Source organism: Tropicibacter alexandrii (assembly GCF_003667315.2).
In the GTDB taxonomy this organism is placed as follows: Bacteria; Pseudomonadota; Alphaproteobacteria; order Rhodobacterales; family Rhodobacteraceae; genus Tropicibacter; species Tropicibacter alexandrii.
Genome location: NZ_RCTZ02000001.1, coordinates 104,847 through 120,841 on the forward strand (window position 1 = coordinate 104,847; position 15,995 = coordinate 120,841).

The 15,995-nt window shown below is 66.6% G+C and carries 16 protein-coding genes; 2 read left to right on the top strand and 14 right to left on the bottom strand.

All coding sequences use genetic code 11. The features are described from left to right. Positions 1-51 precede the first annotated feature (51 nt). The 13 genes from D8Z78_RS00545 to D8Z78_RS00605 all read right to left on the bottom strand — a co-directional run bounded on the left by D8Z78_RS00545 (position 52) and on the right by D8Z78_RS00605 (position 12,381). The gene (locus D8Z78_RS00545; protein ID WP_164932852.1) at positions 52-435 is read right to left on the bottom strand and encodes a hypothetical protein; all 384 of its coding nucleotides are present in this window, start codon (positions 433-435) and stop codon (positions 52-54) included. Next, positions 429-1,283, bottom strand: a complete 855-nt coding sequence (locus tag D8Z78_RS00550) for a hydroxymethylglutaryl-CoA lyase (protein ID WP_121630002.1) — start codon at positions 1,281-1,283, stop codon at positions 429-431. The genes D8Z78_RS00545 and D8Z78_RS00550 overlap by 7 nt, the downstream gene beginning before the upstream one ends. Continuing rightward, a complete protein-coding gene (locus D8Z78_RS00555) occupies positions 1,280-1,945 on the bottom strand; it encodes a glutathione S-transferase family protein (RefSeq protein ID WP_121630001.1) in 666 nt (221 codons plus the stop codon). Before D8Z78_RS00555 ends, D8Z78_RS00550 begins: the two co-directional genes overlap by 4 nt. Further along, on the bottom strand, positions 1,942-3,879 hold the full coding sequence (locus D8Z78_RS00560) for an ATP-binding protein (protein ID WP_121630000.1): 1,938 nt from the start codon (positions 3,877-3,879) through the stop codon (positions 1,942-1,944). The genes D8Z78_RS00555 and D8Z78_RS00560 overlap by 4 nt, the downstream gene beginning before the upstream one ends. Continuing rightward, positions 3,872-4,375, bottom strand: a complete 504-nt coding sequence (locus D8Z78_RS00565; protein WP_121629999.1) for an O-acetyl-ADP-ribose deacetylase — start codon at positions 4,373-4,375, stop codon at positions 3,872-3,874. The genes D8Z78_RS00560 and D8Z78_RS00565 overlap by 8 nt, the downstream gene beginning before the upstream one ends. Before the next feature lie 87 nt (positions 4,376-4,462). Next, positions 4,463-6,064: a carboxyl transferase domain-containing protein gene (locus tag D8Z78_RS00570; RefSeq protein WP_121629998.1), complete on the bottom strand. Its 1,602-nt coding sequence runs from the start codon at positions 6,062-6,064 to the stop codon at positions 4,463-4,465. After that, positions 6,061-6,507, bottom strand: coding sequence for a hypothetical protein (locus D8Z78_RS00575; protein ID WP_128910547.1), 447 nt, complete (start codon positions 6,505-6,507; stop codon positions 6,061-6,063). The genes D8Z78_RS00570 and D8Z78_RS00575 overlap by 4 nt, the downstream gene beginning before the upstream one ends. 227 nt (positions 6,508-6,734) lie before the next feature. Further along, a complete protein-coding gene (locus D8Z78_RS00580) occupies positions 6,735-8,270 on the bottom strand; it encodes an AMP-binding protein (RefSeq protein ID WP_121629996.1) in 1,536 nt (511 codons plus the stop codon). Next, positions 8,270-8,749 (bottom strand): lysozyme inhibitor LprI family protein, encoded by a 480-nt coding sequence (locus D8Z78_RS00585; protein ID WP_121629995.1) that lies wholly within the window; start codon positions 8,747-8,749, stop codon positions 8,270-8,272. The genes D8Z78_RS00580 and D8Z78_RS00585 overlap by 1 nt, the downstream gene beginning before the upstream one ends. Before the next feature lie 15 nt (positions 8,750-8,764). After that, a complete protein-coding gene (locus D8Z78_RS00590; RefSeq protein WP_121629994.1) occupies positions 8,765-9,052 on the bottom strand; it encodes a hypothetical protein in 288 nt (95 codons plus the stop codon). Position 9,053: 1 nt separating this feature from the next. After that, the gene (locus D8Z78_RS00595) at positions 9,054-10,214 is read right to left on the bottom strand and encodes an isovaleryl-CoA dehydrogenase (RefSeq protein ID WP_121629993.1); all 1,161 of its coding nucleotides are present in this window, start codon (positions 10,212-10,214) and stop codon (positions 9,054-9,056) included. 178 nt (positions 10,215-10,392) lie between these two features. Beyond that, positions 10,393-11,046 (bottom strand): SH3 domain-containing protein, encoded by a 654-nt coding sequence (locus D8Z78_RS00600; RefSeq protein WP_121629992.1) that lies wholly within the window; start codon positions 11,044-11,046, stop codon positions 10,393-10,395. Between the two features lie 138 nt (positions 11,047-11,184). Then, positions 11,185-12,381 carry a DegT/DnrJ/EryC1/StrS family aminotransferase gene (locus tag D8Z78_RS00605; RefSeq protein ID WP_121630115.1) on the bottom strand — a complete coding sequence of 399 codons (1,197 nt, stop codon included), beginning with the start codon at positions 12,379-12,381 and terminating at the stop codon, positions 11,185-11,187. A 34-nt stretch (positions 12,382-12,415) separates the two neighbouring features. Between D8Z78_RS00605 and D8Z78_RS00610 the strand changes: the two genes are divergently transcribed. Further along, complete coding sequence (locus D8Z78_RS00610; RefSeq protein ID WP_240671958.1) at positions 12,416-13,852, top strand: MmgE/PrpD family protein; 1,437 nt, start codon at positions 12,416-12,418, stop codon at positions 13,850-13,852. Positions 13,853-13,861: 9 nt separating this feature from the next. On the opposite strand, the gene D8Z78_RS00615 is transcribed toward D8Z78_RS00610, so the two are convergent. Further along, entirely contained in the window at positions 13,862-14,524 is a 663-nt protein-coding gene (locus D8Z78_RS00615) for an HAD-IA family hydrolase (protein ID WP_121629990.1), read from the bottom strand. A 112-nt stretch (positions 14,525-14,636) separates the two neighbouring features. Between D8Z78_RS00615 and glmU the strand changes: the two genes are divergently transcribed. Further along, a complete protein-coding gene (gene glmU / locus D8Z78_RS00620; protein ID WP_121629989.1) occupies positions 14,637-15,980 on the top strand; it encodes a bifunctional UDP-N-acetylglucosamine diphosphorylase/glucosamine-1-phosphate N-acetyltransferase GlmU in 1,344 nt (447 codons plus the stop codon). Positions 15,981-15,995 lie beyond the last annotated feature (15 nt).

The window sequence follows — 15,995 nt, forward strand, 5'->3', positions numbered from 1 at the left end:
AGGGCGACAATGCCTTGATTTCGCGCAAAATGCCGCGCGGATGCGTCGCGGTCAGCCCTTCAGCGTGACGATCATGACATAGGCCGCGAGTCCCGCCATCACCAAGGTGATCGGAAACCACAGCGCCCGTTCGCGGGGGGATGGCGTGATCCCGTTGAGGATACAGGTCACCACGCTGACCGCCAGCGCCGCCCAGCCTGTCCAGCGCGGCCAGCCGAGCCCGGGAAACCCCGCCGCGCTGAGCATCGCCAGCCCTTGGAACAGCAGCACCGGGATCGACACCGCCGCCACGATCCGGCCCCTGACCGGCAAGGCCCCCTCGTGCTGGCCGCCTTGCGTATAGGCGCCCAAAGGCGCGCCCGCGATCAGCGCGACCTGAAAGAAGGCAATCGCCAGACAGCCCGTCGCATATAGATGTGCGATCTGGATCAGCACGCGCGCAAGGCCCGCGCCATCTGCGCCGCCTCCGCGATCAGGGCGCGGTCCAACCCGGTGTCAAAGCCCTTGTCGGTCAGCAGGTCATACACCTTTTCCGTGGCCACATTGCCCGCCGCGCCGGGCGCGTAGGGACAACCGCCCAAGCCCCCCACGGCGGCGTCGAAGACCCGCACCCCCTTGTCCAGCGCCACCTCGATATTGGCCAGCGCCATGCCGCCCGTGTCGTGGAAATGCCCGGCCAACTGCGCGGCGGGCATCTCTTCCAGCACCGCGTCCAGCATGGCCGCGACCGCCTCGGGCGTGCCGCGCCCGATCGTGTCGCCAAGGCTCACTTCGTAGCAGCCCATGTCGCGCAGGGCCGCCACGACCCCGGCCACTTCGAATGGGTCCACCGCCCCGTCATAAGGACACTCGACCACGCAGGACACATAGCCCCGCACCGGCAGGTTCGCGGCACGCGCCGCCTCGACCACCGGCTTGAACCGGTCGAGCGCCTCGGCGCGGGTGGCGTTGATATTGGCCTTCGAAAACCCTTCGGAGGCCGAGCCGAACACCGCGACCTCATCGGCGCCCGCCTCAAGAGCGCGCTCCAACCCCTTGAGATTCGGCGTCAAAGCGGCATAGCGCACGCCCGGCGCACGGGTGATGCCCGCCAAGACATCACCGCTATCGGCCATTTGCGGCACCCATTTCGGGCTGACGAAGCTGGCGCATTCGATCCGCCGAAACCCGGCCCGCGACAGCAGGTTGACCAGAGCGATCTTGTCCGCCGTGGCGATCTGCGCGGTTTCGTTCTGCAAACCGTCACGCGGCCCGACTTCGAAGATCTCGACCCGCTCGCTCATGCCTCGGGCACCGGATAAAAATCCTGCGCGTAGAACCGCTGTGCGCCTTCGCGCGCCACACAGCGCTGAAAAGAGGGCCGGTCCTGAATGCGCGCCCAATAGGCTTCGAGCTTGGGAAATTGTGTCATGTCAACGTAATAGCGCGTGGCGAACAGGTTGAAGCCGAACATGATATCCGCCGCCGAAAAGCCCGATTTCAGCAGCCAGTCATGTTCCATCCGCGCTTCCATCCCGGCCAGCGTCTGGCGCAGCCGCGCCACGTTCAGCTTGACCACGATGGGCGAGGGTTTCGCCGGGGGCCGCAGGAACACCATTTGCAGGTTCAACTGCTCGATCAGGCTGGCCATCGTTTCCGCATAGTGCAGCCATTGCAGGAATTCGGGCCGTTCCGGGCTGTTCACGGGGCGGTTCAAGGCCGGGGCGTAAACCTCTGTCAGGTATTCGATAATCGCGCCGGATTCGGACATCTCCAAGCCGTCGAACTCGATCGCCGGAATGCGCGTCGCGGGCGAGACGCGGCGCAGGTCGCTTTGCGCCATCTCCTTGGTGCCGATGCGGTGCTCGATCACTTCGAGCCCGCCAAAAACCTCCTCGCCGATCTCCTCGATCAGCCAAAGCACCCGGAAAGAGCGCCCATATTGAACGTGATGCAGCTTGATCATGCCTCTTCCTCCAACCGGACCAGCGGCGCGCCCGCCTCGACCTGATCTGCCTCTTGCACCAGCACCTCGGCAATCACCCCGTCGCGGGCCGCCACCATGGTGTGTTCCATCTTCATCGCCTCCAGCACGGCGAGCCGGTCGCCCGCGCTGACCTGTTGCCCGGCATGGACATGGACAGAGACAACCCGCCCCGGCATGGGCGCAAGGGTCAGGTCATCGCCGGCCATCGCCGCCGCGTCGCGGCTGAGCGGGTCGATGATGTCGAACCTGCGGCTCTGCGCGCCGAACAGCGTCACCGACGCGCCATCGGTGAACACCTCCGCCCCCGGTTGCCCGTCGAACCACCAGCGGGTGCCGACGCGGCGCGCCTGCACGTCGGTCCCATCGACGACAACCGTTGCCTCATCCGGCCCGAGGCTGCGCAGGATCAAGGCGGTCTCCTGCCCGTCATGACCCAACGCGACCTGCCGATTGAGCGGCGCCCACAGGCTGAACCCGGTCTCCCACCCGGTCGCCCGGTCCAGCCCCAGCGCCACCAGCCCGGCTTGCGCGATTGCCTGCACCGAAACCGGCTCCACCGCCGTCAGCGCCTCGATATCCCGCGCGATCAGCCCGGTATCGACCGCGCCCTTGGCAAAACCCGCATGCCGCGCCAAGGCCCCCAGAAAGCCAAGGTTCGTCACCGTCCCCGCCACCTGCGTTTCCGAAAGCCCGCGCACCAGCCGTTGCAAGGCCACCTCCCGCGTGGGCCCATGCACGATCACCTTGGCAATCATCGGGTCATAATGCGGGCTGATCTCGTCGCCCGTGCGCACGCCGCTATCTGCCCGCACGCCTTCGGGGAAGGCCAGATGCGCCAGCCGACCCGTCGCGGGCAGGAAGCCTGCGGGCACGTCCTCGGCATAGAGCCGCGCCTCGAAGGCATGGCCGGTGATGGTCAGGTCCTCCTGCCGCATGGGTAGGCTTTCGCCCGCCGCGACCCGGATCTGCCATTCCACCAGATCGACGCCGGTGATGGCTTCCGTCACCGGGTGTTCCACCTGAAGGCGCGTGTTCATCTCCATGAACCAAAAGCCGTCCGTCCGCAGCCCATCCGAGCCATCCACGATGAACTCGATCGTGCCCGCGCCCTTGTAACCGATCGCCTCGGCGGCGCGCACGGCCGCCGCGCCCATGGCCTCGCGCATCTCGGGCGTCATGCCCGGCGCGGGGGCCTCCTCGATGACCTTCTGGTGACGGCGCTGAAGCGAACAATCCCGTTCGAACAGATGCACGGCACGGGTGCCATCGCCAAAGACCTGCACCTCGATATGGCGCGGCTGGGTGATGAATTTCTCGATCAAGACGGCGTCATTGCCAAAGGCTGTGCGCGCCTCGGCCTTGGCCCGTTCCAGCGCGTCGATGAAATCTTCGGGCCGTTCGACCAGCCGCATCCCCTTGCCGCCGCCGCCCGCCACGGCCTTGATCAGCACCGGGTAGCCGATCCGGTCCGCCTCGACCTCTAGCCGCGACGGTTCCTGATCCTCGCCCAGATAGCCAGGGACAATCGGTACGCCCGCCTCGTCCATCAGGCGCTTGGCCGCGTCCTTCAGCCCCATCGCCCGGATCGCCTTGGCAGACGGGCCGACAAAGGTCAGCCCCGCCGCCTCGACCGCATCGACGAAATCGGGGTTCTCCGACAAGAAGCCATAGCCCGGATGGATCGCCTGCGCGCCGGTGGCCTTGGCGGCGGCGATGATCGCATCGCCCCGCAGATAGCTTTCAGCAGGCGACGCCCCGCCCAGCGACACCGCCAGATCGGCCATCTCGACGTGTTTCGCCGCCGCATCCACATCGGAATGCACCGCCACCGTCCGCAGGCCCATGGCCCGCGCTGTCTCGATCACCCGGCAGGCAATCTCGCCCCGGTTGGCAATCAGGATCGTGTCAAACATGGGTCTTTTCCTTCTTGCGCCTTGCATTCGTCAAGTGGCGTTGCGTGCGCACATCCAGCGCCACCAACGTCACATCCAGTTCAGTGTCCGCAACAGCGTCGACGGCAATCTGTGCTGCCAGATCGTGCGGAAACCCGTAGGCCCCGGTGGAAATCGCCGGAAAGGCAATGCTGCGACACCCCGCCTGCGCCGCCAATTCAAGGCTACTGGCATAGCAGCGCGCCAGCACTTCAACCTCGCCATCATCGCCACCGCGCCAGATCGGTCCAACCGTGTGAATGACGTAACGCGCAGGCAGATCATACGCCCCGGTCAATTTCGCCTCCCCCGGCGTGCAACCGCCAAGCGTCCGACACTCTGCCAAAAGCCCCGGCCCCGCCGCGCGATGGATCGCCCCGTCCACGCCGCCCCCGCCCAAGAGCGACCGGTTCGCAGCATTAACAATGGCATCCACCGACAGCGTCGTGATATCCGCCCTGATGATGTCAAACGGCATATTATTCTCTCCTCGCCCCGGCTTCTTTGGTCCAGAAATACCTCGGGGGTGAATGCGCGTCAGCGCAGAGGGGGCAGCGCCCCCAAATTACATCCGGAACACGCCAAAGCGCGTTTCCTCAACGGGTGCGTTCAACGCCGCCCGCAGGCTCAGCGCCAGCACGTCGCGCGTCTTGCGCGGGTCCACGATCCCGTCATCCCACAGCCGCGCCGAGGCATACAGCGGATGCGACTGGCGCTCGAACATCTCGATGGTCGGGCGTTTGAACTCGGCCTCGTCTTCCGCCGACCACGCCTGCCCCGCGCGCTCCAGCGCGTCGCGTTTCACCGTCGCCAGCACCCCCGCCGCCTGCGCGCCGCCCATCACGCTGATGCGCGAGTTGGGCCATGTCCACAGGAAACGCGGCTGATAGGCCCGCCCGGCCATGCCGTAATTCCCCGCGCCGAAGGACCCACCCACCAGCATCGTCACCTTCGGCACCGACGTCGTGGCCACCGCCGTGACCATCTTCGCCCCGTGGCGCGCGATGCCTTCGTTCTCGTATTTCCGGCCAACCATGAAGCCGGTGATGTTCTGGAGGAAGATCAACGGGATGCGCCGCTGCGAGCACAGTTCAACGAAATGCGCGCCCTTGGACGCCGCCTCGGAAAACAGCACGCCATTATTGGCGATAATCCCGCAATCCATGCCGCAGATCTTGGCGAACCCCGTCACCAGAGTCTCCCCGAACCGCGGCTTGAACTCGTCGAAATAAGAGCCATCCACCACCCGCGCGATCACCTCGCGGATGTCATAGGGCGTGCGCAGATCGGCGGGGACGACGCCGAGCATGTCATCCGGGTCATAGCTGGGCGCTTCGCCGGAAAGTAGGATGGGTCCCGACCCATCCCCCCCCAAGGACAAGACCGCGCGCCGGGCCAGTGCCAGCGCATGCGCGTCATCCTCGGCGAGGTAATCCGCCACGCCCGACAGGCGCGTATGCACATCGCCGCCGCCCAGATCCTCGGCTGTCACCACCTCGCCCGTCGCGGCCTTGACCAAGGGCGGACCGGCCAGAAAGATCGTCCCCTGCTCCTTCACGATGATCGTCACGTCCGACATGGCAGGCACATAGGCGCCCCCCGCCGTACAAGACCCCATAACCACGGCGATTTGCGCGATGCCCTTCGCGCTCATCCGCGCCTGATTGTAGAAGATCCGGCCAAAGTGATCGCGATCTGGGAAAACCTCGTCCTGATTGGGCAGGTTCGCGCCGCCGCTATCGACCAGATAGATGCAAGGCAGCCGGTTCTCCTCGGCGATCTCCTGCGCGCGCAGGTGTTTCTTGACCGAGATCGGGTAATAGGTCCCGCCCTTCACCGTCGCGTCGTTGCACACGACCATGACCTGACGGCCCTGCACCAGACCGATCCCGGCGATCACGCCGCCACAGGGCGCGGCCCCGTCATACATCCCGTGACCGGCAAAGGCCCCGACCTCCAGAAACGGCGAGCCCGCATCCAGCAGGTTCGCCACCCGGTCGCGCGGCAGCATCTTGCCCCGGCTCAGATGCCGGTCCCTCGCACGCGCCCCGCCCCCTTCGGCAGCGGCTTCGGCCGCCTCCTGCACCATGCGCAACGCCTCCAGATGGGCGTCGCGATTGGCCTTGAACGCCTCGGAAGACGGGATCGCCTGCGAATTCAGTCTCATTCCTTGGATAACTCCTCCAGTTGCGCGCGCAATGCCCGCGCCTCGACCCAGCGTTCCGTCACCGTCATGAAGGTGCATTGGCTCAGGTCCATGTCGTCCGGGCAGCCCGGCCAGCGGATGCCCGCCTTGAGCCCCCGCTTCAGGCTGCGATATTCGGATTGCTCCAGCATCAGTTCCTTGGGCGCGCGCGCTGGCAGCGCCTCGATCACCGCGTCGACCTCGCCGCGCAGGCGCGCTTGCAGCGGATCGAGGCATTCGGCCAGCACGCCCTCGGCGGCCACGCAGGTGAAATACGCCGTCTCGGCGCAGGTATATTCCGCAAAGCTCTGCCCCGTGCCGCGTTTCTCGAGGCAGGTTTCCAGCGTGGCAAGCCCACTCTCGGCCCATGCCCCCTGCCCGATCAGCAGCGCAAATCCCAAAGAGGCCCCAAACAGTCGGATCATGATTGTCTCTCCAAAGCTCGGACGCGCCGAAGGCGCATAGGCCCCGGTCCGTCCCATCCCCCGGATCGCGGCCCTGGCAGGGGTCACGCGATCCACCATCGGGGCAGGCTCTGGTCGTGTCGCCGAATCCCGCCCCGTCATGGCAGGCAGGATTGCCTTACGAGCCGGGATGGTAAAGGCTCTGGCATCAAAAGCGGCGCCTAACCTGTGGATAACGTGCGAAAATCTCATGGTTTCGCCTCCGCCGCCGCGCGCGCCTTCAACTCCTTGCGGATCACCTTGCCGGTGACGGTCATCGGCAAGGCGTCGACAAAGGCGATTTCGCGCGGGTAGGAATAGCTGGCCAGCCGCGATTTGACATGCTCTTGCAGGGCCTCTGCCGTAACCTCGGCCCCGGGTTTCAGAACCACGTAGGCCTTGACGATTTCCGTGCGCAAGCTGTCGGGCTTGCCCACCACACCCACGGTTGCGACTGCCGGATGGGTCAGCAGGCAATCCTCGATCTCGGCAGGGCCGATGCGGTAGCCGGCGCTGGTGATCACGTCATCGTCGCGCCCGACGAAGCGGATATAGCCGTCCTCCAGCCGCCCCCGGTCGCCCATCACCAGCCAGTCGCCGCGAAACTTCGCCGCCGTTTCCTGAGGCCGGTTCCAGTAGCCCAGCATCATCGATGCCGCACCTTGGCGGATGGCGATGTCGCCCTCTCCCGTTTCATCGGCGTCCAGCACCGTCACGTCGAAACCCGGCACCGCCTTGCCGATGCAGCCCGGTTTGGCCGGGAACAAAGCCCCGCAGGACGAGGCGACCATGTTGCATTCGGTCTGGCCATAGAATTCGTTGATCGCCACGCCGAAGGCCTCGCGCCCCCAAGCCAGCATCTCCGCCCCGAGCGGTTCACCCCCCGACGCGACCGAGCGCAGCCCGTCGATCCTGACCCCCTCGGCCTTGAGCATACGCAGGGCCGTGGGCGGGAAAAACACATTGCGAACAGCGCCTTCGCGGATGACGTTCAAGCAGGTGGCCACGTCGAAACGCGGCATCCGGCAGGCGACGACGGGCACGCCAAGCGCCAAGCCCGGCATCAGCACGTCGAACAGCCCGCCGATCCACGCCCAATCCGCAGGCGTCCAGATCACGTCGCCGTCACGCCCCAGAAAGTCATGGCTGACCTCGACCCCCGGCAGATGCCCGGTCAGGACACGGTGGCCATGCAGCGCGCCCTTGGGCGTGCCGGTGGTGCCGGAGGTGTAGATCAGGACGGCGGGCGTCTCTGGCCCTGTCTCCGCCGGGGCCAAGCCCGTGGCCACGCCCAGATCCGCTTCGGTCACGGCCACCACGTCGAAGGGCGTCAGCATCGCGACGCCCTCGTCATCGGTGACCACGACCCGCGCGCCACTGTCGCCCAGACGCGACCTGAGCGCATCCTCGCGGAACAGCTTGAACAGCGGCACCGAAATCGCCGCCATGCGCCAGCAGGCGATATGCGCAGCGGCACACAAGGCCGACTGGCTCAGCAGCACGCCCACGCGGTCGCCGGGCCGCACGCCGCGCTCCTCCAATGCCGCCTGCACCTGCCGCGCCATCAGGGCCAGATCGCCAAAGGTGATCTCTTCGCGCCCCCGGCTGAGGTCCAGAATGGCAAGCCGATCCGGGTCGGCCTTTGCCCGCGCCTCGCAGACCTGCACCGCCATGTTGAGCCTCGCCGGGATGTCCCAGCGAAAGCCCGCGACAAGCGCGTCATATGAGGGCGCGGGCGTCAGCATCAGCCGCGCGACGCCATGGATTCAAGGAATTGCACCTGCCGCGCGGTTTCCTGCATCACGCATTCGATGGAGGCCGGTCCCGCACCGGTGCCGCCGCCCCATGTGCTGGCGACATAGCCGCATTTGGCATCGCGAAAGGGAATCCACTTGCGCTGCATCTCGCGCAGCGCCTCGGCTTGGCTGGGGGCATAGTCGCCGTTCTCGGCATCCATCTCGCGCGCCTGCACCATCAACGCCTGATAGGTGCGGTTCAGGTCCGCATCCCAAGCCTGCCATTCCGCGTCGAAGCACGCGCCCACGATCACCGTGGCATAGCCGCCGGGCGTGTTGGTCATGCAGGCCTGTGCGGATTCGCCGACGCATTGGTCATAGCCGCCGCCCCGGTCGAAACAGTCCATCGTCGCAGACATATCAAAGGTCAATTCCTGCGCCGCGACAGGCGCGGCCAGACAGGACAGAAAGGCAATCAGGTGTTTCATATGGGTCTCCTCAAATCAAATTCCCGCCCCACGCGTGAGCGAGACCAACTGGCCGAACCGGCTGATCCGATAGGTCCACGCCCTCTCGTCCGCGCCGCAGCGCAGGGCGAGCCAAGCCGCCTCGTCGGGTAGGGCGAGGCAGGTGGCCGGATCGCCCCCCGCTTCGCGTGCGTAATGCGCCGCCCAGACCGCCGCCGCCTCGCCGCGATCCATATTGACCCAGACCACGCCATAGCGGTAGCCCAGCAAGGCGCTGGCCAGCAGGATCAGCGACAGCGGCAGATACCAAAGCCAACGCGGCACCTTACATCGCCGCCAGCAGCTCGCGCCCGACCAGCATGCGGCGGATTTCACTGGTGCCCGCGCCGATCTCCATCAGCTTGGCATCGCGGAAGATGCGCGCCACCGGCGCATCGTTGAGGAACCCCGCCCCGCCCATCGCCTGCACCGCCTGATGCGCCTGCACCATGGCCTGTTCGGAGGCATAGAGACAGCAGGCCGCTGCATCGGCGCGGGTGACCTCGCCCCGGTCGCAAGCCTTGGCAACCTCGTAGACATAGGCGCGGGCGCTGTTCATCGCCGTATACATGTCGGCCATCTTGCCCTGCATCAGCTGGAACGAGCCGATCGGTTGGCCGAACTGGTGGCGGTCGCGCATATAGGGCATGATTTCGTCCATGCAGGCGGCCATGATCCCCAGCCCGATCCCGGCCAGCACGACGCGCTCATAATCTAGGCCGGACATCAGCACGCGCACGCCTTTGCCTTCCTCGCCAAGGATGTTCTCGAAGGGCACTTCGACATTCTCGAAGATCAGCTCGGCGGTGTTCGAGCCGCGCATGCCGAGCTTGTCGAAATGCGGCGAGGTGCTGAACCCGGCCATGTCCTTCTCGATCAGGAAGGCGGTGATCCCCTTGGGGCCGGCATCGGGGTCGGTCTTGGCATAGACCACCAGCGTATCCGCGTCGGGGCCGTTGGTGATCCAGTATTTGTTGCCGTTCAGGACAAACCGGTCGTTCTTCTTTTCCGCGCGCAGCTTCATGCTGACCACGTCGGACCCGGCAGAGGGTTCGGACATCGCCAAAGCCCCCACATGCTTGCCAGAAATCAGCCCGGGCAGGTATTTCGCGCGCTGCTCATCCGTGCCGTTCAGCTTGATCTGGTTGACGCACAGGTTGGCATGGGCGCCATAGGACAAGGAGACCGAGGCCGAAGCCCGCGCCAGTTCCTCGACCGCGACCACATGCGCGAGATAGGACATGCCCGCCCCGCCCCACTCCTCAGGGACGGTGATGCCCAAGAGGCCCAGTTCGCCCATCTCGGTCCACAATTCATTCGGGAATTCATTGGTCTTGTCGATCTCGGCGGCCATCGGCTTGACCCGCTCCTGCGCCCAGCGGTGCACCATGTCCCGCAAGGACAGGACATCCTCACCCAGATCGAAATTCATGCTCGCCAGGAACATCGGCCTCTCCTCCCAGATCCGCCGCCGCCCGGCCACCGGCCCGAACGGCTTTATTGAACGCTTGTTCATATCCTAGGAGCGCGCGCCCGAAGGGTCAACGATTCGTGCCGCCACGCAAAAAGGCCCCCCGACCAGCAAGCCGGGGGGCCACGTGTGCCGAGGCAGAGAGAGACAGGGCTCAGCGCACGATATAGACGATCTCGCCGGTTTCCGGGTCGACCAGGGCGTAGGTGTTGTTCAGGTTCACATAGGAATAGGGGCTGTCGGGCACGGTGACGAAGTCGGCATCGCCCTCGATCTTGGCCCCCACGACGACCTCGCCATCGGCATAGATCGGGTCGATCGGGTTCTGTCGGATATAGGTCACCGTGGTTTCCTCGGGGTCGATGGCCGCGCCGGTGCTTGCGCCCAGCATCGCGCCACCGATGATCGCCAGCGGGCCACCCACGGCAGCCGCGGCCAGCGCGCCCCCGGCCACGGCGCCTGCGGCGGCGTTGCCTTCGTTCGGGGCCTCGTAGGTGATGGTTTCCACCTCGACCGTGGCCTCGGGCGAATAGATCGGCACCGGGTTGTCCATCTGATGCGCGAGGTATTCGCCATAGGCCCAGCCCTCGGTGCCGTCATAGCTGACCTTGCACCAGTTGGTCTCGGGCAGGCAGCCCATCACGTCGGTCTGCGCCTGACCATCGATCACGCCGATGATCTCGTGCTGCGGGCCGGGACCTGCGCGCAGGTTCAGGTCGGTGGTGGCAAAGGCGGTGGTGGCCGCAGAAGCGGCGGTGCCGGAAATCAGGGCGATGGCCGAAGCGGCGGCAAGGGTACGAGTCAGCATTTATTCATGCTCCTTCTTCGTTCATGGATGCTGGTCCAACCCGACACCCGCCCAAACCGTTCCCATGCCCCGGCAGGGGGCACGGCGAAATAACGCCTTATGAGCAAGGACTTGCCAATGACGCAGCGGCAGGTGCGCTCAGGCCGCGCCCTGAAAGACCGCGCCGACCTCGGTGCGGATGATGCGGGCGATCAGCGCGCAATCCTCAAGGCTGAAGGTCAGCGGCAGGCGCATGTCCAAGAGCCCCGCAAGGATGCGGTCGCTGGCGGGCAGCGGCTCTGACGGGGCATAGCGCCAGCTGTCATATCGCGAGGTAAAGCCCGTGGGCTCTGCGCCCCCGAACCATTTCAGCTCGACCCCGCGCGCCGCGCAGCGTTCCAGCACGGCTTGCACCCGCGACGGTGCCCAGTCCAGCAGCAGAAACTGGATCGACGAGCCGACCGGGGTTTCGCGCGCGTCGCGCTCGATCACCGTCAGGCCGGGCGTGCCGCGCAGGCCCGCCTCGACCATGCGGTAACGGTCGTTCCAGCGTTTCACCTGCCGGTCGAGCGCGCGCAATTGCGGGCGCAGGATCGCCGCGCGCAGGTTGTCCATCCGTCCCGAGACATTGGGCGTGTCATACTTCACCCGTTCGAAGACCTCGCGCGCAGGCGCGGCCAGATGCCGTTCGTACAGCATGTACGAACCCGACAGGATCACCGCGCGGGCCGCGATCTCTTCGTCATCGGTCACCAGAAAGCCACCCTCGCCAGAATTCACATGCTTGTAGGTCTGGGTCGAATAGCAGCCGATCACCCCATGCCGCCCCGAGGGCACGCCGTTCCACGAGGCCCCCATGGTATGGGCGCAATCCTCGATCACACGCACGCCATGGGCGTCGCAGATCGCCATCAGCCCGTCCATGTCACAGATATGCCCGCGCATATGGGACAGCATCAGCACATCCGCCTGATCCGCCTTGGCCTCCAGATCGTCGAGATCGATCACGAGGCCTTCGGTCACGCCGACGAAGACCGGCACCGCCCCAACCGAGGCAATCGCGCCGGGCACAGGGGCGAGGGTAAAGGCATTGGTCAGCACCCGGTCCCCCGGTTTCACCCCCACGGCGCGCAGGGCGCATCCCAGCGCATAGCCGCCCGAGGCCACCGCCAGCGCGTATGTCGCCCCGGTCAGGGCCGCGACCTCCTGTTCGAGCAGGGCCGTTTCCGACAACTCACCGGGGGCGGTGTTGTAGCGGTGCAGGCGGCCGTGTTGCAGCACGGCGAGTGCGGCGTCGATGCCCTCTTGGGGGATGGGTTCCTGCTGGGTGAAATTGCCGGTGAAACGCTCTGTCATGGCGGTGTTTTGCGCGGGCTTTGCAGCGCGGTCAATGGCTTTCAAAGCCGCTCGGGGCTTTGCCCCGGCCTGCGCGAGGTCGCAGTTGCCATGCTGGCATGTCGCAAACGCTGCGGACGGGCGCGGGCCGCGCGCGCAGGCTGAGGTCATGGACAGCATCGACTTCATTCATTCCGTGCGCTGGTCGGACCTGCCACCCCAGGTGCAGGCCCGCGCCAAGGCCTGCCTGCGCGACCTGCTGGGCGTGGCGGCGGGCGGGCAGGACACCGCGATGGCGCGGATCACCCGCGCGCACGCCGCCGAGGACATGCCCGGCCCGGTGCCGATCCTGTTTTCCGATGCGCGGGCCTCGGCCCCGGCGGCGGCCTTGGCCATAGCGACCGGGATCGACAGCCTTGACGGGCATGATGGGTATAACCCGTCCAAGGGCCATGTGGGTTGCTCGCTGCTGGCGGCGATGCTGGCGCTGGGGCCAGAGGACCTGTCGGGTGAGGCGTTCCTGACGACGCTCGCCATGGGCTACGAGATCGGCAGCCGCTGCGCCGAGGCACAGCATGCCAGCGCGCCGGATTACCACACCTCGGGCAGTTGGGGGGCGGTGTCGGCGGCGGCGGCGGGGGCGCGGCTGCGGGCGCTGACGCGTGACCAGACCCGCCACGCGCTGGGGATCGCCGAGTATCACGGGCCGCGCAGCCAGATGATGCGCTGCATCGATGCGCCGACCATGGTCAAGGACGGCTCGGGCTGGGGGGCGATGGCGGGGGTCTCGGCGGTGCTGATGGCGCGGCGCGGCTTCACCGGCGCGCCTGCGCTGATCGTCGAAGAGGTCACCGGCCCATGGGCCGATCTGGGCCATGACTGGCGGATCCTGAAGCAGTATTTCAAGCCTTGGCCGGTCTGCCGCTGGGCGCAGGCGCCGGTCGCCGCCGCGCTGTCGCTGCGCGCCGCGCATGGGCTGATATCGGCGCAGATCGCGGCGGTGACGGTCGAGACCTTCCACGAATCCTGCCGTCTGGCCTGCGCAGTGCCGCAGACCACCGAAGAGGCGCAATATTCCACCTCCTTCCCGGTCGCCGTGGCGCTGGCGCGCGGCGCCTTAGGGCCTGCGGATCTGGACGGCGAAGCCTTGCACGACCCCGAGATCCTGCGCCTGAGCCGCGCGCTGACGATGGTCGAGGATCCGCAGACCAACGCCGCCTTTCCGCTGAAACGCTACGCGCGGGTGACCCTGACGCTGGTCGATGGGCAAGTGCTGACATCAGAGCGGTTCGAGCCACCTTGGGACTGGGACGCGCCGCCGACAGAGGCGGAGCTGCGCGACAAGTATCACTGTCTGGCGGACCCGGTCCTCGGCGCGGCGCGGGCGGCGGCGATCTCCGACGCGATCAACCGGTTGGACAGTCATCCCTTCGCGACGCTGGCGGCTTTGCTGGACGGGGGGCCAGGGATGACCCCCGGCCTACGCCGCTAGAGCGCGCGCTCAGCCGATCAGGCGGCGGACTTCGTCGGAGAGCGCGTCGAAATGGTCGATCACGCCTTCGGGGTCGAGATCGCGCACCGCCTGCCCCGGCGGCGCGAATGTCACCAGAATCGAGGGCACGCCCGCATTGGCCGAGGTCTTTCGGTCGGTCTCCGTATCGCCCACCAGCAGGCAGGCATCGCGCCGCCCGCCCGCGCCATCGACGGCGGCCCACAGATGCGCCGGGTCGGGTTTCCTGACCGGCAGCGTATCCGCGCCGATCAGCGAGCCGAAGAGATCGCGCACGCCGAGTTCGCGCAGCAGCGCATCCGCCAGACCAAAGGGCTTGTTCGTGGCGATCCCCACCGCGTAGCCGGTTTCGCGCAACCGCTCGACCGCCTCGACCGCGCCGGGATACAGGACCGTATGCACGGCAATCGCCTGCGCATAGGCGTCGAGCAGCCGGGGATACCACTCGAGCACCAGCGCCTCGTCAAAGCGGTCCGCGCGCTGCAACCCGGCAGTCAGCATCGCGCGCCCGCCGCGCAGCGCCACCCCCGCATCCGCCACCGGATCGAGTCGCACCGTCTCACCCATGCCTGAAAAACAGGCATTTGCCGCCGCGACCAGATCCCCGCTGGTATCCGCCAAAGTCCCGTCGAGATCAAAAATTACACATTTCATGGGCTTGGCCCCTTTCTGTCACATGCCGAAATCTTGTGTGAGACGCAGCGCCTTGCCCCGGCAGATACAGCAGATAAAAGGGCCACAAGCGAAAGACAAACCGGATTTGAACATGAGCATTGCCCTGATCGTGCTGGCAGCCGGCAAAGGCACCCGCATGCAAAGCGACCTGCCCAAGGTCCTGCACCGCATCGCCCACGCCCCCATGCTGTGGCACGCCCTGCGCGCAGGGTCCGCACTGGCCCCCGAACGCACCGTCGTCGTCGCCGGACACGGCGCCGACCTCGTGGAAACCTCGGCACTGGAATACGACCCCGAGATGCGCGTCGTGCTGCAAGAGGAACAGCTTGGCACCGCCCACGCGGTGGCACAGGCGCGGCCCGCGCTGGACGGCTTCGAGGGCGACGCCATCGTGCTTTATGGCGACACGCCCTTCATATCCGAGGCGACGCTGAACGCCATGGCCGAGGCGCGGCGCAAGCACGACATCGTCGTGCTGGGCTTCGAGGCAGCAGACCCGGCGCGCTACGGGCGGCTGGTCACCGAGGGTGACGACTTGCTGCGCATCGTCGAATTCAAGGACGCCACCGAAGAGGAGCGCGCCCTCACCCTGTGCAATTCCGGCGTCGTCGCCGCCGATGCGCAGACCATGTTCGAGCTGATCGAGGCGGTGGGCAATGCCAACGCCTCGGGCGAATACTACCTGACCGACATTCCCGGCATCGCCCGCGCACGCGGTCTGTCCGCCACCGTGGTCCGCTGCCCCGAGGCCGAGACGCTGGGCGTGAACTCCCGCGCCGATCTGGCCGCCGCCGAGGCCGCCTTTCAGGCCCGCGCCCGCGCCGAGCTGCTGGACCTGGGTGTCACCCTGCCCGCCCCGGAAACCGTGCATCTGGCATGGGACACCGTCATCGGGCGCGATTCGGAGATCGAGCAGAACGTCGTCTTTGGCCCGCAGGTCACGGTGGAAAGCGGCGCGCGCATCCGTGCCTTCAGCCATCTCGAAGGCTGCCATGTCAGCCGCGGTGCCATCGTCGGCCCCTATGCCCGTCTGCGCCCCGGGGCCGAGCTGGGCGAGGATGTGCATGTGGGCAACTTCGTCGAGGTCAAGAACGCCATCCTGCACGAGGGCGTCAAGGCCAACCACCTGACCTATCTCGGCGACGCCGAGATCGGGCGCAAGACCAATATCGGCGCGGGCACGATCACCTGCAACTATGACGGCGTCTTCAAGCACAAGACAACGATTGGCGAGGGGGCCTTCATCGGGTCCGACACCATGCTGGTCGCCCCCGTCACCATCGGCGACGGCGCCATGACCGGCTCCGGTTCGACCATCACCGAAGACGTCCCCGCCGGCGCTCTGGCCCTGTCGCGCGCGCCGCAACAGGTCAAACCCGGCATGGCCACGAAATTGATGAATATGTTGAGATCGCGCAAGGCCAAGGGCCAATAACGCGACTTATCCACA